Genomic DNA, 25,770 nt, shown 5'->3' with positions numbered 1-25,770 from the left:
ATTATCACGAGGCATAGCCTCGCGCTATCGGGATAGAAGATAAAAATCCGCCGATGACGTGAGCGTACTCTCCCCCTGCGAAGTATTAAGAGGCTTCCAGCCTAGCTAAGTCAACAAAAAGGCTAGAAGCCTTTCAATAATTATCACGAGGCAGGGCCTCGCGCTATCGGGATTTTCCGAACCTACATCAACGATTCAAAAAATAGTCCCTAAATATCCGCATTTCCTGTAACTCAATTTCTACCTGTTTCTCAAAAATCACCTCCCCCACTTGCGGGCGCAGGGCTGAGATACCCACATCAATAAGACGAAGTCCTTGTTCGGTCAACAAAATATTATCAAAAGCCAGCCCTCCAATGTCAGAAGGACGCTTTAAGTCGCGGTGAACAAATCCCGCCTGATGCAACGCACGAAGCTCGTCTTCAAACACATCCAACCACAATTCGCGTATTTCTACTTCGTAGGCACGATAATCCATGGGTCGTATCGGCGCGGGTATTTCATTTTATTTTTTTTTATGCCCAAAAACAAAACTTCCCGAAAGTAATAAAACTTTCGGGAAGCTGCTAAGGTACGGGATCATGGCCGTGGCCACCCCAAGGATGGCAGCGGCCAATACGCTTGAGCCCTAACCAACCGCCTTTCAGTACACCGTGCTTTTGCACTGCCTCAATCATGTACTGAGAGCAGGTCGGAGAGTATCGGCACGAGTTGGGCAAATACGGCGACAACATCACCTGATACGCCCGCACAAAAAAGATAAGGATGGTTTTCATTGCCCCCTAGCCCCCAATGGGGGAATATTGTTTTTCGTTTTAATTTTCCAAGTCCCTCTCCTTTTTGGAGAGGGATTTAGGGTGAGGTTACCACAACTGATTCGGGTATTTCCCGTCTTCGTGTAGTTTTTGGAGGGCTGACTGCACCGTCGGTTTGTCTTCTGGGTAGGTCACGCCAAACCATTCTGAGGCGTTAGGAATTACTTTTAGCTTTCCTTTGCCGCTCTTGATAAGGTGCGTTGCTACCACGGGAATATAAAACTCCGCTTTGGGTGCGTTGTAGTTGTGGCGTGCATAATCGGCAAACAATTCGTTGGTAATCGGAAACACCGAAGGTTTAAAACCCCAAAAATTCATCGAAACGGGGGTTTCAGGGGTCAATTCCGTAAGCTCACCGCTTTCATCGAAAAAAATCTTTCCGTCTTGCGGGAAAATTTTGGTACGCTCGGTCACTACGTCGAGGTAGCCCTCTTCGTTTACTTCACACACCCCACGCGACACCGTTCCGTTTTCGGAAAGCGTCTTTTGCACTTGGTAAGCAATGAGGGTGTGCTCCGTGTCGTCGGCGCTCGTAGTCAAAAACTCCGCTACCAATTGAAACGCTTCGAGACCATAAAAGTCATCGGCATTGATGATGGCAAAAGGCGTTTGGGTTTGTTCCCATCCGCACAACATGGCGTGACCTGTTCCCCAAGGTTTTGAGCGCTCAATCGTCCCTAGTTCTTCGGGCACGTAGCTTTGAAACCCTTGAATGGCGTAATCGTAGTCAATTTTTCCCCGAAGTTTAGGGCCAAAAATTTCTTCAAAATCGTTTTTTAGCTCTTCGCGGATGATAAAGACAATCTTGCCAAATCCCGCGCGAATGGCGTCGTAGAGAGAATAATCAATAATTGTTTCGCCGTTGGGGCCAAATTGGTCAAGCTGTTTGATACCGCCATAACGGCTTCCCATACCAGCCGCAAGAATTAAGAGGGTGGGTTTCATTTTTTTATAATAACTTAGTTGAGGAGATACCAGGCATTCAATGTCGAAGGTAGAGTGCAGAATGTCGAGTGAGTTCATATTCGACACTTTGCACTTTACATTCGACACTCTTTTAAAGATTTTTGCTCATTTCCAGCATTCTATCTACCGACTCGTAGGCTCTCAAGCGAATATCTTCAGGGACGTTGATTTCGGGTTGTTCGTACAAAAGTGCGTTGTACAGTTTTTCCACCGTATTCATCTTCATGTACGGACACTCGCTGCACGCGCAGGTATTGTTTTCGGTGGCAGGGGCAGGAATAATTTTTTTGCCTGTTCCAGCCGCCGCTTGCTTCATTTTGTGCAAAATCCCCGCTTCGGTCGCCACAATAAACTCATCGTGAGCACTTTCACTCACAAACTTCAAAATCGCCGTGGTAGAGCCTACAAAATCGGCTTGAAGCAAGATATTGTCTTTACATTCGGGGTGGGCAACCAACAACGCCTTCGGGTATTTTTCGCGCAATGCCTTCAATTTTGCCTCCGAAATGTCCACGTGAACAATACACGCACCGTCCCAGAGCACCATGTCACGGCCCGTTTTTTTGGCTACGTAACGGCCTAAGTTGGCATCGGGCGCAAAGATGATTTTCTGGTCTTTGGGCAACTGTTCTACAATCTTCACGGCGTTGGACGACGTCACAATGATGTCCGACAATGCCTTAATTTCAGCCGAGCAGTTGATGTACGAAAGCACCAAGTGGTCAGGATATTGCGCCTTGAACGCCGCAAATTTATCCGCAGGCGCCGAATCGGCGAGCGAGCAACCCGCGTTCAAGTCAGGGATGACCACCTTTTTCTCTGGGCTGAGGATTTTGGCCGTTTCTCCCATAAAATGCACCCCACAAAACACAATCATGTCGGCAGGCGTACTAGCGGCTTGTTGCGACAAACCAAGGCTATCGCCAATATAATCAGCAAGGTCTTGAATCGCGCCATCCACGTAGTAGTGCGCCAAAATAACGGCGTTTTTTTCTTTACGAAGTCGGTTGATTTCAGCAACCAAATCTAGGTCAGGTGCGGCGGTTTCGCGCACGTATCCGTATTTTTTTACTTGTTCGAGAATTTCCATTTTCAACTCATATTTGGCTCAAACTTACACAATTTGTTGTTTGCTTTTAAGCAGATTTTTTTGAATTTAAGTTGTTCATCCCATAACAAGCGCTATTTTGCCGCTTTAAATCCCAAAAATCAATTAAATCCTTTCTCATTATGCCTTGGGCAAAATACATTTCGGTCGTGCTTGCTAGTATGGTAAAGTTTGTGGCAGGGCCTATTACGGGCGTGGCTTTGGGCTTGCAATGGTGGGAAACAGCCCTTTGCACCGTAGTCGGGATGATGCTCAGTGTAGTTATATTTTTGTTTTTGGGAACAGCCATCCAGCACTTGATGAATCGCTACCGCAAGCAAAAGCCAACACTGTTTAGTAAGCAAACGCGGTTAGCGGTACGGGTCTGGAAAAAATCGGGTATGACGGGCATTGCCTTTCTGACGCCCTTACTTTTTACGCCCATCGGGGGGACATTGATAGCCTTGTCGTTCAAAGTCCCGCGTCTCACAGTCATTGCCCAAATGTTATTTTGGGGCGTAGTTTTGGGGGTAATTATTACTTTGGTAGTGTATGAATTTCGAAGCTTTTTTTAAACCTTTTGGTATCAAGCAAAAATGGCATTAACACTCAACTCAAATTCGGGAAGAATAGGCTTGGCCGAACAAATATCATCATCGGTGCAGATTTGTACTTGCTTGCGTGAGGTATAAACATGAATTATCTGATTTTCAGGATAAATCAACCACATTACTCGAACTCCCGCTTTGAAATATTCTGTTATTTTTTCTTCTATTTTGTAGGCATTGTCGCTTCCAGAAATAATCTCAATCAAAAATTCGGGGATTTCGTCTTCACCTTGCCTCATTTTGCCTTCTTGCTCAATTGAAAAATAGGCAATATCAGGTCTTCTCATTTGAATTCCTGTCAATTGAACATCCTGCTCAGTAATGAACGTACCAGTTTGCCAATAGCCTTTTGAAATAAAAAAGCGATTCAGTATTCCAAAAATGTGAAATTGTGTTTTGTTCATACCAACAAATTTGATGACTTCACCATCATTCCATTCGTATTTGAATTCATCTGCTGGTTCCCAAGCCTTAAATTCCTCCAAAGTTTTGGGCAGGGTTACTGTATCTTTTGCTTGAATCATTGGTTTGGAAGTTATTTTACTCAAAAATAAAACAAAGTGGCTGATTTCCAAAAAGAGAAACCAGCCACTTTTACACTCGTTCTATATAAAATCAACCAACAGATTTATACATTCGGTCAGTTTGATTCTTCTTATTGATTTCCCAAAATCACGGGCACGCCTTTGCCCCCACCCATAATCACCACTTTGGCGTTTGGAGAGGTCGCGAGTTCTTTTTGGGCTTTAATTTGTTCGTATTGCAACTGACGGTCGGTGAGGCTTTCCGAAATAATCTTTTGGTAGTCAGAAATCCCTTGCGCTTCTACGCGCTTCCGCTCCGCTTCTTGCTTTTCTTTACTTAGGACAAATTGCATTTTTTGCGATTCTTGCTCGGCGTTAATTTTCGATTCAATCGTCTTTTTAACCGACTCGGGCAAATTGATATTCCGAATCAGCAAGCTCTCTAGGAACAAGCCCCGTACTTTAAAATCCTTCTCAATTTGTTGAAAAATTTTGTCTTGAAACTGCTGACGTTTATTCGAATACAAGGCTACGGCTTCGTAGTTGACGGCATTGTCACGGATGCGCGTACGGGTAACGGGGCGGACAATTTTATCTTGGTAATTAGGCCCAATTTCCCGCAAAATCTTAGGCGCTTCGGTCGGAATCACGCGGTAAAGCACCGTCAAATCGACGATGACCTCCAACCCGTCCGAAGTCAACACCCGAATCGCATCGTCGCCTTCTTTGTCGCCTTCATCGCGCACTGCCGACATCGTGTAGTTTTGGGTTTTTACGTCAATGGACTCCACATCTACCAACGGATTGACGAAGTTTAGCCCACTCGTTAGAATACCATCACTTACTTTTCCAAAAAGAGATTGAACTCCCACCGTACCCGCATCAATTTGCTTGATACAAGCCGTAAGAAAACCAATAACCATCACAATAACACCTATTGTTTTAACAGGACGAGAAAATTTGGCAAAAGCCAACGCAGGGGTGTTGATAGCAAAGCCTGCTATCAGAACAATGGCACCAATAACTATCAGAAACATAGTAGTTTGAGGTTAAAATTTACGGCACAAACGTACATGCTTCTTGCGCTGATTATTCCCGATTGGGAAGAATGGTTTTGGGAGAACAAGAAAAGTAAAAAAACAGGAAGAATGGTAAGTTAGACCGTTTCCTTTTCAGGCACTTCCGCTCGTTCTTTGAGTATTTTTGGTTTGATAATCAGGCGTAATGATTGGTCGTAAGTGACATAATTCCAAAGCCAGTTGATAAAAATCAAAAGGCGGTTTTTCACCCCTACAATCGAAATCAGGTGCACAAACATCCACGTCACCCAAGCAAAAAAGCCCTGAAACTTCCAGAACGGCAAGTCCACTACCGCCAAATTACGCCCCACGGTTGCCATAGAGCCTAAATCTTTGTAGGTAAAAGGCTGCATTTCTTGACCTTTCAATAATCGACTGAAATTTTTGGCCAACAACTCCCCTTGCTGCATGGCGGGTTGCGCCAACTGAGGGTGTCCATTGGGATATTTTTCTTCGGTCATCAATGCCACGTCACCCAGCGCAAAAACGTTAGCGAAGCCTTCTACCTGATTAAAACGGTTTACTTTGATACGCCCACCTCGGCCGTACGCTTCCGTTGGGATTCCGTCGATACCATTGGCTTTTACTCCTGCCGCCCAAATCAAGTTGTTGGTTCGTAAACGGTCGCCTGTATTGGTGTACGCATATTTTCCGTCAAAGTCAGTAATTCGCATTCCGAGGCGGAGGTTTACGCCCAAGTCGGTGAGGTACTCTTTGGCTTTGACCGACGCCTCTTGCGACATCACTTCCAGTACCGCAGGCGACGATTCGTAGAGGTAAATCTGCATCGAATCGAAGTTCAGTTCGGGATAATCTTTTGGCAAAATATGACGTTTCATTTCGGCCAACGTCCCCGCAATTTCCACGCCCGTCGGGCCTCCTCCTACAATGACGATGTTCATCAGCCCCAGCCGTTCTTCGAGCGATTGCGTACTAAGTGCCTCTTCAAAATTCTGTAACATCCGATTTCGAATTGCCAACGCCTCGCTCACTGATTTCATCGGCATGGCATTTTCGATGATGTTTTTCATCCCAAAAAAGTTGGTATCTGCCCCTGTCGCCAATACCAAATAATCGTACTCAATCATTCCTAAACCCGTTTCAATGACGTTGGTTTCGGTATTGATGTGCTTCACGTCCGTCACTCGGATGTGAACGTTCTTTTTTGATTGAAACACTTTCCTCAACGGAAACGAAATAGAACTCGGCTCTAACCCCGCCATAGCCACTTGATAAAACAAGGGCTGAAATTGATGGTAGTTATTTTTATCAACAAGTACGATTTGTACATCTGAACGTTGCGAAAGCTTGCGTGCAAGCACAAGCCCACCGAAACCCGCGCCAACGATGACGACGCGCTTAAGCTCGGTTTTGGGAAGATTGGGAGTCATGTTTGAAGAAGAAGTGAGCAAATAAGCAAGTTGATAAAAGGCAAGTAAAATGTTGATTTAGCTTACCTTTTCTAGCTTATTTGCTCAATGTAAATTAAATGGCGTTATGAATATCGGAAGCCAACACAGCTTCCTATCTCAAGAACACATCCAACGGGTGGTTGGTTCTTTATTTTGTCACTACTTTCAACACTCCTTTTACCCACTCCGCTTTTGTTTTTAGCTTTTCTAGGCTACTGTCTGTCACGGTGATGTGACCCATTTTACGGAATGGCTTCGTGATTTTTTTACCGTACAAGAAAGGAAAAACGCCGTGCGTAGCAAGCACTTCGTCCATGCCTTCGTAATATGCAGGACCCGTATGGCCTTCTTCCCCCAGCAAGTTTACCATGGCCGCAGGTGTGTAGGCCGTGGTATCTCCCAAAGGTAAGTTCAGAATAGCCCGCCAATGCTGCTCAAACTGAGACGTCACATTGGCCCGAATCGTGTGGTGGCCACTGTTGTGTGGGCGCGGTGCTACTTCGTTAATAAGTACGTGACCGTCTTTGGTTAAAAACATTTCAACGGCCAACAACCCCACAATGCCCAGCGCTTCGGCCGTTTTTTTGGCAAGGCTTTCGGCTTGTTGTTCTACCTCGACTGAGATTTCGGCAGGCGCAAACAAGTATTCCACCAAATTCGCTTCGGGATGAAAAACCATCTCTACCGTTGGGAAAGTGGCCATTTCGCCTTTTTCATTACGCGCGACAATCACCGCCAATTCTTTTTCAAAATCCACGGCTTTTTCCAATAGCCCAGGTGCATCAAAAGCTTTCTCGAAATCGGCGGGGGTGGCAATGCGTTGCACTCCTTTGCCATCGTAGCCATCGCGACCTAATTTGTGAAAAGCAGGCAGAAAATCAACATAATTGGCCACATCTGCCCGATTATCGGTTAAAATAAAATCGGCGGTTGGCAAACCGTGTTCACGATAAAACTGCTTTTGGGTACGCTTATCTTGAATCAAGCGAATCAGATGCGGCTGTGGAAATACCTTTTTACCTTCTCGTTCGAGGGCTTCGAGGGCATCCACATTCACCTTTTCAATTTCGATGGTTACGACATCTACGTCTTGCCCAAACTGATACACTGCTTCATAATCTTGCAACGAGCCTGTTACAAACTCAGGAGCAATCGGAGCACAAGGAGCATCGGCCGCATCAATGATTTTTACGTTCAAATTCCAGTCAATGGCCGCTTGCAACAGCATTAATCCCAGCTGTCCTCCGCCCAATACGCCTACTTTTTTGTTAGTATCAAACACTGTTATCTGTTATTTTTTGTCCGTTAATTGTTATTCTTTTACCCGTTCCTGCACACTGTTACAGTTATCCAGTTGGTTGCCGTCAGTTACCTCAAACCATTCATAAATAGCCTTTTTCGGCATCAGGCTTTTTGGAAAGGCATCTTTCTAGTGATTTTGGGTTTGGGGGCAAAGTTACAGACTCCTTTCACAATTATTAGTATCTTGCGGCCTCAAAACAATTCTAACTGAGAATAACCCCTTCACGCAGTACGACATGGCACTTCAAGTTGGTGACAAAGCGCCCTCGTTTGAGGCCAAAGACCAAGACGGAAACTCCATCAAACTCTCTGATTTCCAAGGCAAAAAGATTGTTATTTATTTTTATCCCAAAGATAGCACCCCTGCTTGCACTGCTCAAGCCTGCAGTCTTCGCGACAACTATGACGCCTTACTTGCCAAAGGCTTTGTAGTGCTGGGCGTGAGTGTCGATGACGAAAAATCACACAAAAAGTTTGCTAATAAGTATAGTTTGCCCTTCCCGCTCCTTGCAGACCCTGACCACAACATCGTCGAAGCCTTCGGAGTTTGGGGTGAAAAGATGCTATATGGGCGTAAGTACATGGGCACAATTCGTACGACATTTATCATTGACGAAGCAGGGGTGATTCAAGAAGTTATTTCAAAAATTGATACCAAAAACCATGCTGCACAAGTACTTGGATAAGGCAGTCATTGGGAGTTAAAGACTCAGTTTATGAAAATATCTTGTTTTTTCTAAGTAATTATCCTTAAAGTGTCACTTTGACAATTATATTTGCAACAATTTCCAATCTACCAATACTTTACTAATCCAAATGACTGAGCTACAAAGCATTGCTTCGCAAGTAAGACGCGATATTTTACGAATGGTTCACGGCTGCCAATCGGGCCACCCAGGTGGGTCGTTGGGCTGTGCCGATTTGTTAGTGGCCTTGTATTTTCAACAAATGAAAATCAATAACCGCAAAGGCAAAGGCGGGTACTTATCGTTTAATATGGACGCCAAAGGAGAAGACCTCTTCTTCTTGTCAAACGGTCACATTTCGCCTGTTTTTTACAGTGTTTTGGCGCGTCGTGGGTACTTCGATGTCAAAGAACTCGCTACCTTCCGTAAACTTAATTCACGTTTGCAAGGCCACCCTACTACCCATGAGCACCTTCCGGGTGTACGCATCGCCTCTGGTTCGTTGGGACAAGGACTTTCGGTAGCTATTGGTGCCGCTTTGTCAAAAAAACTCAACGGTGACAAGTCACTTGTGTACTGTTTGATGGGTGACGGCGAGCAGCAAGAAGGCCAAATCTGGGAAGCCGTTCAGTTTGCCCCTAACAACAACGTCGATAACCTCGTTGCATTTGTCGATGTAAACGGACAACAGATTGACGGTTCTACGAAGAAAGTAAACGATAACCGCGATTTGGGAGCTAAATACAAAGCGTTTGGCTGGCGGGTATTGCACGTAGATGGCAACAACATGGACGAGCTCACCACTCTTCTTCGCAAAATCAAGCGTTTGGTAGGCAAAGGCCAGCCTATCGCTGTGATGATGAAAACCGAAATGGGCCAAGGTGTTGACTTCATGATGCACTCGCACAAGTGGCACGGTGTAGCCCCTAACGATGCGCAATTGGAACAAGCACTGGCACAGTTGCCTGAGACGTTGGGTGATTATTAATAAATCGAATTTTTTGTCATTCCGAAATAGTCTTTTCTGTCATTCCGACGAAGGAGGAATCTACAAGCGATATAGATTCCTCCTTCGTCGGAATGACAAAAGTTAAATGACAGAAGTGGAACCATCAAATTAAATGAAGCTCCAACGCCTCCATATCAAAAACTTCAAATCCATTGTCGATTTGGAAATCGTCGAACCTAATCCATTTACGGTCTTTGTCGGGCCAAATGGGTCTGGTAAGTCGAATATTTTTGAGGCATTGGAATTTTTTAGCCACCTAAGTAAGAGCAAAGCCAGCCAAGTAGAAAGCCTCTTCGGCGGCCACAGTTTTTTTTTAAATTACAGTTTATTTTCTAAACAACAGCTAACTTTTGAGGTTAAATATAATTTTGAACAATTTGCTTCAGAAGCTGAATTAACTTTTTCTAATAATAGAATAGTAGAAAATTTCAATAATATACAAACAGTCTTTGACAAAGACAAACCCTTCAAGATACTTGGAATTTCAAAGCAAGGCAATTACAAACAATTCATTGACGAGTTCCATAGAATTTTTATAGCTAAACATCAACTATTAAAACTTGCTATAAACGATAACGCACGCTTAAATATCGCAGCTTCTAACCTCGAAAAAGTATTAAAACGCATTCTATTAGACGAAACAAAGCGAGAAGAAATTAAAGAATGGCTTGATTTATTTATTCCAGGTTTTGAGAATATAGAAATCGTCTCAAGCGATTTAAGTGGCACCGATACCTTGGTAATGTATGAAAAAGGAATAAAAAAACCTTTTACCAAAGATTTACTTTCCGACGGTACTTACAATATGTTGGCACTTTTAGCTGCTGTTTATCAATCGGATGAACCCCAATTTTTATGCATCGAAGAGCCTGAAAATGGGCTTACACCTTATGTTATTGAGCAATTTGTGGAGCTTTTTCGCAATGCTTGTCAGGAAAAGGGACATTATATTTGGTTAAATACCCATTCTCCTACGCTTGTCCGCCATTTAAGGGCTGACGAACTGATTGTGGTGGATAAAAAACAAGGAGCTACCCAAATCAAACAGTTTAAAGGCAAAGATTATTTTGGCTTACGCATGGACGAAGCTTGGCTTACCAATGCCCTCGGAGGTGGGTTACCGTGGTAAAAATAGGATTTATTGTAGAGGGCAAAACCGAGCGAAAAATCATTGAGTCGGAAGAGTTTATAAAAACTCTTCACGAGCATAAGCTAGAATTACTTTTGCCTGTCATCAATGCCGACGGAAACGGGAATTTGTTACCAGAAAAATTAAAAGAAGACCTTGACGTTTTGAAATCGGCAGGGGCTAAAAAAATATTCATTTTGACGGATTTAGATGAAGATGCTTGTATCACTAAAACTCGTCAGAGAATCGGAGGTGGAGATGATACCATTATCGTCGTTGCCGTAAAACAAATTGAGGCTTGGTTTTTGGCCGATAGTGATACGCTTCGCCAATTGATGGATGATGCTGGTTTCTTTTTCGATTTTCCAGAAAAAGAAACGTCTCCTTTTGAGAAATTAAGAACTCTTTTCTTAGAAAAAACAAAACGGGGTGTAGGTACAAAAGATATTTTGGCCGCGAGAATGCTTAAATATGGCTTTTCCCTTCGAAATGCCGCTGCGCATCCCAATTGCCCTAGTGCTCGTTACTTTTTAAATAAATTAGAATCACTCAATCTCTAACTTTGCAATTCACGTTTTTATATGAAAAAATACACGTTCACAGAAAAAAAAGACACTCGTAGCGGTTTCGGTGCGGGTATGCAAGTATTAGGTCAGACCAACCCTAACGTCGTTGCGCTTTGCGCCGACCTCGTGGGCTCGTTGAAACTTGACGCGTTTATCAAAGAAAACCCAGAGCGCTTTATTCAGTGCGGGATTTCGGAAGCCAACATGATTGGCATGGCGGCTGGACTTACCATTGGTGGTAAAATTCCATTTGCTACAACATTCGCCAACTTCGCTACCAGCCGCGTATATGACCAAGTACGCCAAAGCGTAGCGTATTCGCACAAAAACGTAAAGATTTGTGCTTCGCACGCAGGTCTTACCTTAGGCGAAGATGGGGCTACGCACCAAGTGTTGGAAGATTTAGGTATGATGAAAATGCTTCCTGGCATGACCGTCATTAACCCATGCGACTACAATCAAACCAAAGCCGCGACCATCGCGATTGCTGAGCACGATGGCCCAGTATATTTGCGTTTTGGCCGTCCTGTCATCCCCGTATTTACGGATGCTGACCAAAAATTTGAAATCGGGAAAGCATGGATGGTCAACGAAGGTACTGACGTAAGTATCTTTGCCACAGGCCATTTGGTATGGGAAGCGATTCAGGCGGGTGAAATGCTCGAAGCAGAAGGCATCAACGCCGAAATCATCAACATCCATACCATTAAACCTTTGGATGAAAAAGCTATCTTAGCTTCTGTAAAGAAAACGGGATGTGCTGTTTCGGCTGAAGAACACCAAGTCGCAGGCGGATTGGGCGACAGTATCGCACAGGTGTTGATTCAAAAACACCTTGCTCCGTTGGAATACGTAGGAGTAAAAGATACATTTGGCGAAAGTGGCACACCTGCTCAATTGATGGAAAAATACGGTCTTTCGGCCAAAGCCATCGTAGAAGCCGCCAAACGTGCTATCTCTAGAAAGAAATAATTGTTAACAGTTATCTGTTATTAGTCAAACGTTTGAGTTTGTATGCTTTCGACCAAAACGGTTAACCAATAACAGATAACTAATAACATAAAGTGTAGCGCATGACTGACCAAACCATTATTGAGAAATTTGCCAATCCTGAAAGCCGTAATTTTGCTTTCAATCAACTGGTTCGAAAGTACCAGCAGAAAATGTATTGGCACATTCGCAAGATGGTGATTGATCATGATGATGCTGACGATTTGACGCAAGAAACCTTCATAAAAGCCTGGCAGTCGCTCGAAAATTTTCGCGGCGACTCCCAGCTTTATACGTGGCTTTATCGCATTGCCACCAATGAGTGTCTTAATTTTTTAAACAAAAAACGTCGTCGTTTTTTTCTTTCTATTAACGACGTTGAGGGCGAACTGCTCGAAAAATTAGAAAGCGCCACAGGCCATTCCGACTACCCCATGGCAGGCGATGAAATACAATTAAAACTACAAAAAGCCGTACTTACGCTGCCCGAAAAGCAGCGTTTGGTCTTCAATATGAAGTATTTTGATGACCTTACCTACGAGGATATTTCTGAAATTACGAAAACCTCCGTGGGTGCATTGAAGGCGAGCTATCACCATGCTGTAGCAAAAATTGAGAAGATTTTAAACGGGGAAGATTAAACTTTATTGTCGCAGGTTTGTCAAAAACAAAAAAGGAATCGTAAAAGGGCATTGGGCAAACTACCACATCCATGAAAAAGATAAAACTTGAACAACTTGACCGCAAACTTCCATTTGAAACCCCCGAAGGATATTTTGACAAACTTCCTTCAATGGTTCAGACGCGTTTGCACGAGCATATCGACGAAAAAGAAACAAAATTTACCATCGGTTGGTCGTGGCGGCGTACGGCCATCGTAGGAGCAGCGGCCAGCGTGGTTGGGGCACTTCTGTGGGTGACATATCCCCAAAAACAATTGTCGCTGAGCGAAGAAAGCCTCAGTCAAGTCTCTGACCAAGAAATCTATAATTATTTAAAAGATACACAAATTACCCAACAAGAAATGGGCGAACAAACGTCTCTCAATGAACTTTATTCCAACGAAGACGTATTGTTACAACAACTCAACGTCGATGACGAAGCCCTTCGAAAAGCGATTCAAGAAGCAGATATTGAAGAAAATATTTAGTAGTCAACTTACATACCAACCATGAAAAAGTTATTGTTTGTCGCCATCGTTTTCCTTCTCACCCACGCCGCTATGGCACAGGACGGAGGAAACCAAAAAATAGAAAACGCCAAAATTGGTCTCATCACCAATCGCCTCAATTTATCTGCCGAACAATCTCAGCAGTTTTGGCCAATTTACAACGATTTTGACGGGAAGAAAAAAGAGATTCGCAAACAAATGCGTCGTCTTATTGTCGAAACCAATACCCTGACAACGCCCGACGAAAAAATTCTTGCCAATATCAAAGAATCGCTGAATTTGCAGCAAAAAGAAGTTGATTTGGAGAAAGAATACGTTACAAAATTCCTCAAAGTTATCAACGTCAGGCAGTTAGCAGAGCTTTATAAAGCAGAACAGATGTTCACGCAAATGCTTTTACAACGCCTCAACCGCAACCCACGTTCGGGAAAAGAGTAATTAAAAAAATATGTCGTATAAAGGTTAGGCAGGGCAATGTAAATTCCCTGCCTTTTTTGTTAAAAATCCGTGGGCTTGTGTAACTTGTAGGCGCATTTACCTAACCTCACGTATGATAGATTTTACTACATCCCGCCGTACGTTTCTGAAAAATTCGTCAGTCAGTAGCCTTTCCTTATGGTTAGCTCCGAACGCTCCAGAAACCTCTACGCCCTCTTCTTTGCCAATCTCCCCCCAACCCTTTTTTGGTCCCTCACCTACCCTTGCCCTCGATTTAAGCCCCGCCAAATGGATTTGGTACCCAATGCAGCGGTGCCTGCCCAATACCGTAGTGCTTTTTAGAAAAGAAGTAAATTTACCTTCTAAGCCACGCAGCGCAAAAGGGTATATCATTGGCGATAGTCGGTATCTATTTTTTGCCAATGGGCAACGTATTCAGTTTGGCCCCGCACCTTCAGATCCCCGTTGGACAGAAGCCGACCCACTTGACCTGACCAATCACCTCAACGCAGGCACCAACGTTTTGGGCGCGCAGGTGTTGTTTTATGGGCACGGTGATGGAACCTGGCCCGTAGGAAAACCTGGGTTTCTTTTTAAAATTGATATTGAATTTGCCAACGGAAATACCCTTCAAGTAATTTCGGATGGGACTTGGCAGACCCTCATTGCGCGCAGTTGGCAACCTGGGCACTACAAACGCTGGTATTTACGGGCTTTTCAAGAAGAATTTGACGCACGCCATTACCCCCACAAATGGTACACCGCCGAATATGTCCCGTTTGAAGAATGGCTTTTGGCACAAGAACTCAACAACCCCGCCAACAAGCCCCCCATCAACAGTACCTTCAACGAATATGCCTTAGACATCAGTGGCCGCGTGGAAGCGTCGCAACTACGCAGCCGAACGATTCCACTGCTCAAAGAAAACCTCGTTTCGGTTACAAAACTGGCTGAGTCGATGACCGTTCGATGGAAACGAAGCCCGCAGGAGTATTTTGAATTTGGTACGCCCGATGCGTACGTTGTTCAGCGCCTACCGTGTGTGGTAAGTAGTACGCCGCAAAGATGGACTGTTAATGTGGACAAAGAGCGTGGTGCCATTTTGACATTTGAGTTGAAAGAGCAGGTCGTTGGTTTTCCCTATTTTACAATTGACGCCCCCAGCGGAACCATCATCGAACTCATGGTGCAAGAAGCGCACCTTGTGGGAGGAGAACCGCTGCTGAATACCAAATTTAATTCGTGGACTCGCTTTATTTGCCGCACGGGCACCAACCGCTTCGAAACCTTTGATTATGAATCATTGCGGTGGTTGCAGCTTCACATACACGGGGGCGAAGGACAAGCCATTGTGAGCAATGTGGGCGTTCGCCGTCGGCAGTATCCTTGGCCGAATCCTGCCCAAGTTCAGTGCAGCGATGCTAAAATTCAAAAAGTACTCGAAGCTGCGATTAATACCTTGCATAACTCATGTCAAGAAACGATTATCGATGGGATGGCGCGCGAACGTCAGCAATACAGCGGCGATTGTGGCCACCAAATCCATAGCCTCCAAAACACCTTTGGCGACCGTCTTTTACACGCTCGTTTTATAAATACCTACAGCCAAGGACTAACCCTCGACGGGTATTTTCTGGACGCATGGCCCGCTTTTGACCGACTCGCGCGCGTCATGGAGCGGCAAGTAGGCCTGACTCCTTGGGGGCCTTTGCTCGACCACGGCGTGGGCTTCAATTTCGATTGTTGGTATTATTATCTTTATACAGGCGACAAGCTAGCTTTGACAGAAGTAATGCCTCGACTGGTTAAGTTTTTTAATTACCTCCTCAAACTTCGCACTTCCAACGGACTTCTTCCTGTCGAGAATTTAGGGGTACCAACCGTTTGGATGGATCATGATGCCTACAAAAAACAACGACATAAGCAGTGCGCATTTAACCTCTACACGGCAGCTATGATGCAAAAGGCTTTCGCTCCGCTTTGCGATGCCGTGGGCATGAGCGACCTTGCCAACAAAGCACGCGCCGTTGGAAACGAAATTCAGACAACTACGGTAAAGCTCTTTTGGAGTTCGGCCAGAGGAATGTTTATCAATAACTTGCCCTGGGTAGCCGAAGAAAAAGAAGAGCGCATCTGCGACCGTTCGTTAGCTACAGCCATTTTATACGACCAATGCCCCGAGGGAATCACCAAATTTTGTGTAAAAGCGCTGGCCAATCCGCCTGCCAACTTGGGTCTTTCCTACCCCGCCAATGCCAACTGGCGCTACTGGGCACTGGCAAAAGCAGGAAACGTCCAGCCTATTCTCGACGATTTTCGTGCGCGTTGGTATGGAATGGAGTCCGTAGCTGAGAACAACACCTTGGCCGAAACATGGCACGTTCGTCACGATACTACACAACAATGGAGCCATTGCCCCGTAGCGCCCCTTTTTGTAACCTACATGGGGTTGGCGGGTATTCAGCCACTCAGTCCAGCGTTTAAAAAAGCCCAAATAAGGCCTCAATTGGGTGATTTGGAACAGCTTTCGCTCATCAATTATACGGCGCAAGGTTCTATTTTATTTAGTGCAACGGGAAAACTCGGCAACCGAACCCTCGAAATTTCACTTCCGCAAGGATGCGAAGCTGAGCTTGTGGTACCTGCTGCCGAAGAGCTAAAAAGCCTACCTGCCATTGGGCAACCTGCCAACGGCCTTCGCAAGTATCGTTTAACTTCGGGTCGTACACACACATTTATTGTCAAAACCATCTAACAAACTAATCAATCACACCGCATGAAAAAAGTGCTACTATTGCTTTTGTGGTCGCCTATTTTATGGGCACAAACCATTTCGTACGAAACCAGTAAAGGCCAAGAAACGGCTACTTACGACGAAATTATTCGCTTCTATCAGGCTTTGGACAAAAAATATGACCAAGCGTCGCTGATTGAAGTAGGAACAACCGACATCGGCAAACCTATTCATTTGTTTGTACTTTCGGCCAACAAAATCTTTAAACCACAGGCGGGAAAAGTTACTTTATTGGTCAACAACGGTATTCACCCTGGCGAACCCGAAGGGATTGACGCCAGCATGATGTGGACGCGGGAATTGTTGGAGAAGAAAGCCCTTCCTGCCAACGTCGTACTCTGTATTGTACCTGTTTACAACGTGGACGGCGCGCTCAATCGCGGGGTTTCGCGCATCAATCAAAACGGCCCCAATACTTACGGATTCCGTGCTAATTCACGAAACTACGACCTGAATCGTGATTTTATCAAAACGGATTCAAAAAATTCGGAGTCGTGGCAACGGATGTTCCAAGCCTGGAAACCACACATCATTATCGACAATCACACCTCTAACGGTGCTGACTATCAACACGCAGTCACGTATTTTTCGACCCAAAAAGACAAATTCAACGCGCTGGTTTCAGGCTTTTTTAGCAAAGAATTTAATCCTGCTCTCGATCAAAAACTGTCCGCTTTTGGTTTCCCTCCCGTTCCGTACGTCAATGCGTTTGGCGCAACCCCCGAAACGGGTTATTTGGGCTTTAACGACGGGCCACGTTACAGCTCTGGGTACGCGTCGTTGTTCAACTGCGAAACTTTTGTAGTAGAACTTCACATGCTCAAGGATTACCCGACACGCGTCAAAGGAACGTATGCCTTTATGGAAATTACTTTGGAGCTTGCCGCAAAACACGCCAACACAATTGTAGCCAACAAACAAAAAGCTGATGCCGCAGTGGCGGCTCAAACAAAGTTTCCGTTAAGTTGGAAATTGGATCGCTCGGTGGCAGATTCTATTACATTTAAAGGGTTTGCCGCCAAATACAAGCCCAGCGAAGTGAGCGGACTTAATCGACTCTATTATGATAGAAATGAGCCGTTTACCAAACGAATCCCTTTTTACGACCACTACGTCCCTGATTTACAAATAGAAAAACCAACATCTTACATCATTCCACAAAGTTGGGGGCGGGTGATTGAGCTTTTAAAACTCAACGGTGTACAAATGCAAACACTGCCAAAAGATACCGAAATGGAAGTAGAGGTATATTACATTGAAGACTACAAAAGCCCCGCCAAGCCTTACGAAGGGCACTATAACCACACGGGAGTAACGCTCCGTAAGGAAACCCAAAAATTGCCGTTTTACCAAGGTGACTACGTCATCTCGACCAATCAGCCGAGCAATCGATACATTATCGAGACCCTTGAACCACAAGCGCCCGATTCGTTTTTTTCGTGGAATTTCTTTGATAGTATTTTGGCACAAAAAGAGCACTTTTCGGCCTATGTGTTTGAAGACGTAGCGGCCGACTTGCTCCGCAAAGACGCCACGTTAAAGCAGAAGTTGGAAGAACGTAAAAAAGCAGACGAATCTTTCGCCAAAAATGGTGCTGCGCAGTTAGAATTTATCTACAAAAACTCTCCATATTCGGAGAAATCATACTTGCGGTATCCTGTGTATCGCTTGTCGAAGTAGCCATTGTATCAGGAGTTTGAGTCGGCTCGTCTGACTCAAACTCATCTTCGCCAAAGTAAAAAAATGGATCCATGTTTTGTCGGGGTTTGTTTTGACAACTGTGTTTGTCATATATACGAGAAAACATACCCTGATGTCACATTTTTTTATAAAAATATTCTACTTATATTATTCAGGGTCAGACGATAGTCAAACCCGATAGTAGCTTGTCAGGTCGGGCTATCGTCTGACCCGAAGACTGCTTTCCTAGAAATCGGTCTGACTATCGTCTGACCTTGTCCTTCACGGTCGTCCGACCTACACCCGCACTTTGAATCCGGTCTGACTATCGTCTGACCTTGTCCTTCACTGTCGTCCGTCCTACACCCGCACTTTGAATCCGGTCTGACTATCGTCTGACCTTGTCCTTCACTGTCGTCCGACCTACACCTTCACCACTTCGTTTCGTTCGATATAGACCAGCAACGCCTCTACGTGCTTTTTCCCCATTTCTTTGAATAAATTAACATAACGTTTGATTTGCCGTGAATGGCTGTCGAGCGGAATACCCGTTTTGTAGTCTAAAATTACGACACGCTCTTCTGGTAAAAACACAACGCGGTCGGGGCGATGAAGGTTACCATCGGGCGTTAAGATTTCGCGCTCGTTGAGTACCGTATTCTCAGCGTCAAACAGACCTTTCAAATCAGGATGTTTCAAAATATTTTCGAGGCTTTTTTGAATTTCTGCGGATTCGGAGGCGTCAATGACGCCGTCGGTTTGCATTTGAGCCAAAGCCATTGGAACATCACTGGGCGTTTTAACCTTCGATAACGCGTAGTGAACTTTATTTCCGTGGTCTTTTTTTCTTTCAAAAGTCTCCACGTCAAACACCCGATTGGCCAACCGACGAAGGCGCAATTCACGACTTCGGTCGGTCGAAATGACATTAGGAATGTAGAAGGAATGTCGAGGGTCGAGTGCAGAATGTCGAGTTTGAGAGCCATCCCCTACTAAAGGCTGATTGCTAACTACCAACTTCTCCTCGCTGCCCGCTGACTGCTGGTATTGATACAACCAATAACTAATGCGGCGAGGTGTTTTGATTTTTTCAAAATTTTCCCCTTTGGCCAGTACGTACAACCGACGCGTAGGGCGAGTAAAAGCCACGTACAACAAATTCAAGTTTTCGACAAATACCCGCTCGCATTCTTCGCGGTACTGGGTTGCGATGGCATCGGGGGTTTGGTCGAGGGCCGAAGTGACTCTTACTGAGCCTGTTTTTAAGAATTTTTCTTCGATGTGTTCAACGGATTCACCTGCTTCTACATTAGCGGTTTCCCACGACGACACACCCAATGCGTCAGCTGGCTCTAAATTCACCCACATGGTATCCCGTTTGGCACTAGGCACAAACTCCCAATCGGCATACGGAATGATAACAATAGGATATTCAAGCCCTTTGGAACGGTGGATAGTCTGGACGGTAATGGCGTTGGGGTCGGAAGGAGCCGAAATCGAAATTTTATCTTTTTGGGTTTCCCAATACTCTAAAAAGTCGGCCAAGTGACTACCGCGTTGCGTGCTAAATTCAAGTACTACGTCCAAGAAGCGGAACAAATAGTCTCTTTCGTCCACCAATTGGAATAAACGAAACACCTGAATTAGTTTTTCCGAAAGCTCATAAGCGCTCATTTGCAAAAACTTATAAGGCGTTAGTTGAGTGTCGAGGGTAGAAGGCAGAGTGTCGAGTTTTTTTTGACCGTAAACCGCTTCTTGCAATTTATTCACGTAGTCGTAAAACAAATGCACATCGGTGGACTCTACAGCCGCCTTGATGAGTCGATTGTCGTTGGCATCGGGAATCCGTTCCAAAATCAGGCGAAAATAAAGATACAGTGCTTCGTATTTGTCCAATCGGCTGTCGGGTTTTACCAATACCCGCATAAACGCCGTCACTAAGTTAACCGCTGCCGAAAACCGCAACGACAAAGAATCATCCGAAATAATGTTATAGCCGTTTTCTTTTAAGTGGTTGGCAATTTTTTTGGCATCTCGTTTAAAACGGCACAACACCGACACGTCTCCCAACGAAAAGCCCTCTTGCTCTGTCACTTGCCGAATCAACTCCAGCGTTCGGGTAATCATCACTGGAGTGTCGTTTTCGTCATCGCCTTCTTTTCCTTCCACAAATTCGATGTTCACTTGTCCACCCGTTTTAGGAGTAGGTGGAATTTCTTGGGCAACTTGGGCAAACACTTCCTGCGCCAAAGGAAATTGGTCGCGGTATAGTTTTTCGACCGTTTCAAAAAAGGCATTGTTAAATTCAATGATTTCGCGGGCGCTTCGGCGGTTGGTACGAAGCACGTCGTCTTTGAGGTGCCAGCGAATATTTTCGAGGCGCTCCACCGTCAGTTCACTGTCGCCCAAAGAGCGGTACAGGCGATCCATTTTTTTGGAATGAAGCGCAATGATTTGGTCCATGTCACCACCGCGAAAACGATAAATTGCTTGCTTAGAATCACCCACGGCCAAGTTGAAGTGTTCATACCCTAAACTATTGTCAATCAGTGGCAAGAGGTTGGCAAACTGCAATTTTGAAGTATCTTGAAACTCGTCAATTAGTATGTGATTAAATTTCTCTCCCAGTCGTTCGTAAATAAACGGTACGGGGTCTTCGGTGACGATTTTGAGGATTTTTTGGTTAAATTCCGAAATGTGGACGCGGTTATTTTCTCGAAGTTGACGGTCAAATTCTTCCTTAATTTCGTTCAACAACGACAAATGGTACAAGTGCGGAATCAGCTGTTGATACAAGAAATACTGTTTGCTGTTTTCGAGGCGAATTTTCTCAATGTGCCCGTAGCAATCGGCCAATTGCGGTTTAAGGGTTTCAACTGCCTCCACCACAAACGGACGCGCCGACTTTGTCAACCACCCTTTGTCATTTTCAAACGCATCTTTCTCGCGACTACCAGGCTCAGACATCGTTTCCGAATCTTCGGTGCGTTTTTTAAAATACTTAAAGACGGTTCCGTACGCAAAATCTTTCTCGTCAAGCCCTTTTTCCAAAATTAGCCGTTGCCCTTCCTCCGCCCATTTAATGATTTGATTCTCCCACATTTTGATGGCTGCCACTAACTGCCGACGGATTTTTTTAAAGTCTTTGGCCGTTAACTCCGAATTTTGAACAATGGCCGCGTAGCGTTGTTCGTTGAGCAAATCGGTGGCAAAACTCGCCAATGCTTCGGGCAAATTATGATAGTTTTGACCATCCTGCCCTGCTTCCAAGTAAAACGACTCCAGAATATCAGTCAATTCTCCGTAGGAATCATCGCCCGTATGTTCGAGCAAACGTTCTACCGCCATCAATAAAAGTTCACCCGCTTCCATCTCCACTTCAAACGAAAACGGCATTCCCAGTTCGTCCGTAAATGCGCTCACTACCCGTTGGACGAAGCTATCAATCGTCATCACTGCAAAATCACTATAATCGTGCAAGATTTGCTTAAAAACACGTTCTGCTCGCGTCCTCAGCGACTGTTCTTGTACTTTGTAGGCACCTTCTAAATCATTGAGTGTTTCGGGGTAAAGTTCACGAATAATATCACCTAACATGGGGTCGTTTCCGCCTTCGGCAAATACCTGCAAACGTCCCAAAATACGTTCCTTCATTTCGCGGGTAGCGGCTTTGGTAAACGTAATGGCAAGAATGTGCTTAAAATAATAAGCGTTATCGTTTTGAAGAACGAGCTTGAGGTATTCTTTGGTAAGGGTATAAGTTTTTCCCGACCCTGCCGATGAGCTGACAATTTTGAACATAAATGAAAAACTAACTTGTTTTCGAGGTACGCAAGTTAGTCCATTTATAGGGAATCTGACAGAAAACAGTATTTTTGTAAAAACAATAAGTCCTACAAAGCAATGAGTGTAGTTGAAGTATTTGGAAACGTAGCCCAGCTAATTGCACAAATGGCCCCTGCCAATGGTACGTCCATGGGCGCAATCACTCGATAGACTTTTTCTTAGACGACCACACAATAGTCGTCAATGTAGAACTCCACTCCATCATTAAACGTAATCCGAGGGCTACCTCTTTTATCTCAAAAGCCGTACAAATACACTAGAATTGTGCACAAGTTAGCTATTTTTTGTTTTTTTGTAAATAGCCCTAAAATAACCAACCTCTTTCCTTTTGTTACATGCTCACATCACCCTCCGATTGGCCACTTTGGCGTAAAATCATTTTTCGTTTCACAGCCATTTACCTCGGTTTGTACTGTATCAATTTCTTTGGTTTGGCGCAGCTACCTTTAATAAACACGGTGTACGGCATTTATACCGCCGCTGAAAAAGCAATGGTGGAATGGCTCAACCAGTCCTTATTTCATATCAAAGACACATTGGTTCCCATAGCGGGCAGCGGCGACACCTCGTTTGGGTACGCAGAGTTATGCTTTCACAGCCTCATGGCCGTCGTCGGAACGGCACTTTGGTCGCTGCTCGACCGCAAAAGACCAAGTTACGAAACTGCCTACTATTGGCTCATTGTAGGGCTTCGGTATTACGTCAGCATGGTTTCGTTCGTGTATGGGATTATCAAAGTGTATGCCCAACAAATGCCTTTTCCCAATTTGAGCCAGTTCGCCACACTCATTGGCGATTTGTCTCCGATGCGCCTTGCTTGGTTTTTTATTGGGTATTCGCAGCCCTACGAGGTATTTTCGGGGGTGATGGAATGCGTTGCGGGAGCGTTGCTCATTTTCCGACGCACAAGTACCTTGGGGGCGTTGGTGGCTGCGGGCGTTTTTCTAAACGTGGCAATGATGAATTTGGCCTACAACATCCCTGTAAAGCTGTTTTCGATGCACTTGTTTGTCTTTAGTTGTATTTTATTATTTACCGATGCCCAGCGCCTTCTTCGCTTTTTTGTGCTCAATCAGCCTACCGAGCCACTTCCGCCCGCTTATGTATTTTCGCAAAAATGGATGCAGACGTCTCGCATTTTGCTAAAAGTTGCTTTCATCGGTTTATTTATCGTTTTTCCTTTTTACTCCTCCTACCAATCGAGCCTTCATCCTTTCAACGACGCCCCTCCCAAAGAAGTCTTGACGACGGGTGTTTTCGACGTGGCCTCGTTTGAAACCTCGGGGCGAATGGCAGCCGATAGCCTCCGCTGGAAGGATGTGATTTTTGAGAAAAACAACAGCGGAAGCATTCAGACCACCGACACCCTGTTCAGAATTCGGTACGGGCGGGCGTATTTTGGTTATAAATTGGATTCTCTACACCAAACGATTTCCTTCAAAAAACGCTCCAGCGATAGCGCTCATTTGTTCATACTCCAATGCGCTTTACCCGACACCAACACCCTAATCCTCAAAGGAAAAGTGCAAAATGACTCGTTGAAAGTGGTCTTAAAGAGAAAAAACAAAACATTTCCCTTGGCCAAAAAACCATTTGATTGGATGTTAGAGACAGTGCCTTGAGGAAGGTTATTTAAGCTTGATTACAAGTTGCTCTACATCTTCAAAATCTTGCATCAATTTTTTCAACGACAATTTAGGGAGCAGCTGAGAAGCTGTTTGAATTTTACTGTATTTCACTTTTTTCCATTTACCTTTTTTCTCTTCTTCAAAACACCCCAATAAATATCCTAAAACACTATCTGGACTTGAAATCTGGCTCACAACTTTGGAACTCAAATGCGTATTTACTTTTTCTTCCCAAGCCTCTCTACGGTGTTTTAGGTATCGAAACTCATTGTAAATTATGTCAGGCTGGGAAAGTATCCAAGCTTCCATCGTCTGAATCATAAAAAACACAACATCCTGATAATATGTCCATTCTTTTCGTGGTTGTGGCCAATACCCAAATGCTATTTTTTCATCCGCGAAAGCAAACAGATTCTTTTTATGTTCTTCTGCATTTTCTCCTCCAAAATCACGTTTTAATTCTTGAAAATCAAGAACTGTATAGGCTCTTACATCTGAAAATCTACTCAAAAAATTTACAAAGGCAAATAACGTTTGCTTATACCCACCGCTCGGACGTATATCAAAAACTACTTTTAAATTCGGAATTTCTTGCTCAAATAAGCGATAAAATGCCGTTTGCAGCAAAAAAGCTTGCTCTGTTAACCCTGCAAACTCTCCCTTTAACTCAGTAGTAGGTGGCCCTCCTCCTTCAATAAATACCGTATCTTTCATCTACCCCCAGCGTCTGCCTCCTAACAAACCACTCAACCACAATTTACCAGGTAAAAACTCTTCGAACCAGTTTTCAAAATCTTCTTCCGATTTTGAGGTTATTAATGTTTGGTTTGCCTCATCTTTTTCAAAAATCCAAACATCATCTAACTCAAAGCAATTTAATAGCATTGGCGAATGAGTCGCAATAATAAACTGCTTCCCTAACTTTACCCCTTCTCGCAACGTTTCAGCAAGAATACTAATCATATCAGGATGCAAGCCCAATTCTGGCTCATCAAAACAAATCAGTTTTCCAGCACTCGGGTTGTAAATAATTGCTAACAAAATCAAGTACCGTAATGTCCCATCAGAAATACTTTCCAATGGAATATTCTGAATGAGTTGTTTTTCGGTAAGAATAATCCGAAAATTACCCCCTATATAATCAAAAGTAATGTTTTTAAAATAAGGATTAACCTTCGTAACAGCTTCTTGAATTTTTCCAAAAGCCAGCGGATATTTCGCGTTAAGGCGCTGAAAAACAAGCGACAAATTACCAGCATCACCATGTAGTCTATCCTCGCCTAAATCTTTATTCCATTGACGAGCTCGACTATTCAATGTCACATCAAAATAAGTATAGACATCTAGGTCTTCGATGGCCTTACGAATTAAAAACAGAGGAAAAAAGCGTAGCGTATCGGTTCCTACCTGACTAATTACTAATTCTTTATCATCAAAAACTCCCCCTACTTCCTTGTATTCTATCTGTATTGTATCCGTTTCCTTCCAAACCAGCCTACTTTTTCCATCTTTTCTTTCAGAGATAAACCCTTTTCCATTTTGCATGTCTAAATAGACAAATGGGCGTTTTCCTCCTACCCCTTCATTGTATAGCTTTTCAGAAATAAAATAAGAAGAATCGTTCCCCAAGCTGTGAATTACAATTTCATAAAATGGGTTATTCGGGAAAGCGAACCCTTTTTTATCTTCTATTACTGAATTGAGGTATGTTTTATCAAACTCAAAAACCAGCCTAATTTGTTTGGACGCTTCTTGAGAAAAGTTAGCTACCGAATTGAATCCTCCCCACAAATTAAATGTCTCTTGAAATCCATTTTTCTTCCTTATGGCATTATTGAGTAAGGTAAATGCTTTGATGAAATTTGATTTCCCGCTCCCATTAATACCTACCAGAAGGTTAATTCCTGCATTAAGACAAACCTTCTGGGAAGCTCTTGTACCAAAGAAATTTTCTACCTCAATACTTTTAATCATGCGCAAAGAATTTATTGTTATTTATCACAAAAATAGCTAAAAGGTCTTTAAAGCCTTAATCCTCCC

Annotated in this window: 23 protein-coding genes; 12 read left to right on the top strand and 11 right to left on the bottom strand. The window is 44.1% G+C overall.

Annotation, left to right across the window (positions count from 1 at the left end; translation table 11 throughout):
• Window positions 1-187: 187 nt before the first annotated feature.
• The 4 genes from AC23P2_RS21010 to nadA form a co-directional block, all read right to left on the bottom strand.
• Window positions 188-478 (bottom strand): hypothetical protein, encoded by a 291-nt coding sequence (locus AC23P2_RS21010; protein ID WP_487775021.1) that lies wholly within the window; start codon window positions 476-478, stop codon window positions 188-190.
• Window positions 479-566: 88 nt separating this feature from the next.
• Entirely contained in the window at window positions 567-776 is a 210-nt protein-coding gene (gene yidD / locus AC23P2_RS21005; RefSeq protein WP_028526289.1) for a membrane protein insertion efficiency factor YidD, read from the bottom strand.
• Between the two features lie 87 nt (window positions 777-863).
• Complete coding sequence (locus tag AC23P2_RS21000) at window positions 864-1,760, bottom strand: nucleotidyltransferase family protein (RefSeq protein ID WP_487775020.1); 897 nt, start codon at window positions 1,758-1,760, stop codon at window positions 864-866.
• Window positions 1,761-1,872: 112 nt separating this feature from the next.
• A complete protein-coding gene (gene nadA / locus AC23P2_RS20995) occupies window positions 1,873-2,871 on the bottom strand; it encodes a quinolinate synthase NadA (RefSeq protein ID WP_487775019.1) in 999 nt (332 codons plus the stop codon).
• A gap of 140 nt (window positions 2,872-3,011) precedes the next feature.
• Between nadA and AC23P2_RS20990 the strand changes: the two genes are divergently transcribed.
• Entirely contained in the window at window positions 3,012-3,443 is a 432-nt protein-coding gene (locus tag AC23P2_RS20990) for a hypothetical protein (protein ID WP_487775018.1), read from the top strand.
• Window positions 3,444-3,454: 11 nt separating this feature from the next.
• Here the strand turns inward: AC23P2_RS20990 and AC23P2_RS20985 are convergent, their stop codons facing one another.
• The 4 genes from AC23P2_RS20985 to AC23P2_RS20970 form a co-directional block, all read right to left on the bottom strand.
• On the bottom strand, window positions 3,455-4,000 hold the full coding sequence (locus AC23P2_RS20985; protein ID WP_487775017.1) for a Uma2 family endonuclease: 546 nt from the start codon (window positions 3,998-4,000) through the stop codon (window positions 3,455-3,457).
• Between the two features lie 131 nt (window positions 4,001-4,131).
• The gene (locus AC23P2_RS20980) at window positions 4,132-5,037 is read right to left on the bottom strand and encodes a prohibitin family protein (RefSeq protein WP_487775016.1); all 906 of its coding nucleotides are present in this window, start codon (window positions 5,035-5,037) and stop codon (window positions 4,132-4,134) included.
• 119 nt (window positions 5,038-5,156) lie between these two features.
• The gene (locus AC23P2_RS20975) at window positions 5,157-6,470 is read right to left on the bottom strand and encodes an NAD(P)/FAD-dependent oxidoreductase (protein WP_487775015.1); all 1,314 of its coding nucleotides are present in this window, start codon (window positions 6,468-6,470) and stop codon (window positions 5,157-5,159) included.
• 169 nt (window positions 6,471-6,639) lie between these two features.
• Complete coding sequence (locus AC23P2_RS20970) at window positions 6,640-7,773, bottom strand: 5-(carboxyamino)imidazole ribonucleotide synthase (protein ID WP_487775014.1); 1,134 nt, start codon at window positions 7,771-7,773, stop codon at window positions 6,640-6,642.
• Window positions 7,774-8,029: 256 nt separating this feature from the next.
• Here AC23P2_RS20970 and bcp point away from each other — a divergent pair, with 256 nt between their 5' ends.
• The 10 genes from bcp to AC23P2_RS20920 all read left to right on the top strand — a co-directional run bounded on the left by bcp (window position 8,030) and on the right by AC23P2_RS20920 (window position 18,256).
• The gene (gene bcp / locus AC23P2_RS20965) at window positions 8,030-8,479 is read left to right on the top strand and encodes a thioredoxin-dependent thiol peroxidase (RefSeq protein WP_487775013.1); all 450 of its coding nucleotides are present in this window, start codon (window positions 8,030-8,032) and stop codon (window positions 8,477-8,479) included.
• A 130-nt stretch (window positions 8,480-8,609) separates the two neighbouring features.
• The gene (locus AC23P2_RS20960) at window positions 8,610-9,467 is read left to right on the top strand and encodes a transketolase (protein WP_487775012.1); all 858 of its coding nucleotides are present in this window, start codon (window positions 8,610-8,612) and stop codon (window positions 9,465-9,467) included.
• Between the two features lie 133 nt (window positions 9,468-9,600).
• Window positions 9,601-10,617, top strand: coding sequence for an AAA family ATPase (locus AC23P2_RS20955; RefSeq protein ID WP_487775011.1), 1,017 nt, complete (start codon window positions 9,601-9,603; stop codon window positions 10,615-10,617).
• Window positions 10,611-11,177 carry a hypothetical protein gene (locus AC23P2_RS20950; RefSeq protein WP_487775010.1) on the top strand — a complete coding sequence of 189 codons (567 nt, stop codon included), beginning with the start codon at window positions 10,611-10,613 and terminating at the stop codon, window positions 11,175-11,177. The genes AC23P2_RS20955 and AC23P2_RS20950 overlap by 7 nt, the downstream gene beginning before the upstream one ends.
• Before the next feature lie 21 nt (window positions 11,178-11,198).
• Window positions 11,199-12,155: a transketolase family protein gene (locus AC23P2_RS20945; RefSeq protein ID WP_487775009.1), complete on the top strand. Its 957-nt coding sequence runs from the start codon at window positions 11,199-11,201 to the stop codon at window positions 12,153-12,155.
• Between the two features lie 101 nt (window positions 12,156-12,256).
• The gene (locus AC23P2_RS20940; RefSeq protein WP_487775008.1) at window positions 12,257-12,814 is read left to right on the top strand and encodes an RNA polymerase sigma factor; all 558 of its coding nucleotides are present in this window, start codon (window positions 12,257-12,259) and stop codon (window positions 12,812-12,814) included.
• Between the two features lie 71 nt (window positions 12,815-12,885).
• Window positions 12,886-13,323 (top strand): hypothetical protein, encoded by a 438-nt coding sequence (locus AC23P2_RS20935; protein ID WP_183971443.1) that lies wholly within the window; start codon window positions 12,886-12,888, stop codon window positions 13,321-13,323.
• A 21-nt stretch (window positions 13,324-13,344) separates the two neighbouring features.
• The gene (locus AC23P2_RS20930; protein ID WP_487775007.1) at window positions 13,345-13,782 is read left to right on the top strand and encodes a Spy/CpxP family protein refolding chaperone; all 438 of its coding nucleotides are present in this window, start codon (window positions 13,345-13,347) and stop codon (window positions 13,780-13,782) included.
• Between the two features lie 112 nt (window positions 13,783-13,894).
• On the top strand, window positions 13,895-16,537 hold the full coding sequence (locus tag AC23P2_RS20925; protein WP_487775006.1) for an alpha-L-rhamnosidase N-terminal domain-containing protein: 2,643 nt from the start codon (window positions 13,895-13,897) through the stop codon (window positions 16,535-16,537).
• 21 nt (window positions 16,538-16,558) lie between these two features.
• Window positions 16,559-18,256, top strand: a complete 1,698-nt coding sequence (locus AC23P2_RS20920; RefSeq protein ID WP_487775005.1) for a M14 family metallopeptidase — start codon at window positions 16,559-16,561, stop codon at window positions 18,254-18,256.
• 423 nt (window positions 18,257-18,679) lie between these two features.
• On the opposite strand, the gene AC23P2_RS20915 is transcribed toward AC23P2_RS20920, so the two are convergent.
• On the bottom strand, window positions 18,680-22,057 hold the full coding sequence (locus tag AC23P2_RS20915) for a UvrD-helicase domain-containing protein (protein WP_487775004.1): 3,378 nt from the start codon (window positions 22,055-22,057) through the stop codon (window positions 18,680-18,682).
• A gap of 380 nt (window positions 22,058-22,437) precedes the next feature.
• Here AC23P2_RS20915 and AC23P2_RS20910 point away from each other — a divergent pair, with 380 nt between their 5' ends.
• Window positions 22,438-23,724 (top strand): hypothetical protein, encoded by a 1,287-nt coding sequence (locus AC23P2_RS20910; protein ID WP_487775003.1) that lies wholly within the window; start codon window positions 22,438-22,440, stop codon window positions 23,722-23,724.
• Between the two features lie 6 nt (window positions 23,725-23,730).
• Here the strand turns inward: AC23P2_RS20910 and AC23P2_RS20905 are convergent, their stop codons facing one another.
• Window positions 23,731-24,444 (bottom strand): hypothetical protein, encoded by a 714-nt coding sequence (locus AC23P2_RS20905; RefSeq protein WP_487775002.1) that lies wholly within the window; start codon window positions 24,442-24,444, stop codon window positions 23,731-23,733.
• Complete coding sequence (locus tag AC23P2_RS20900) at window positions 24,445-25,704, bottom strand: AAA family ATPase (RefSeq protein WP_487775001.1); 1,260 nt, start codon at window positions 25,702-25,704, stop codon at window positions 24,445-24,447.
• Window positions 25,705-25,770 lie beyond the last annotated feature (66 nt).

It is taken from the genome of Runella sp. R0.1_18, from assembly GCF_057652155.1.
The sequence above is the reverse complement of the archived record's forward strand: the minus strand, read 5'-3'. Positions and strand labels throughout refer to the sequence as shown.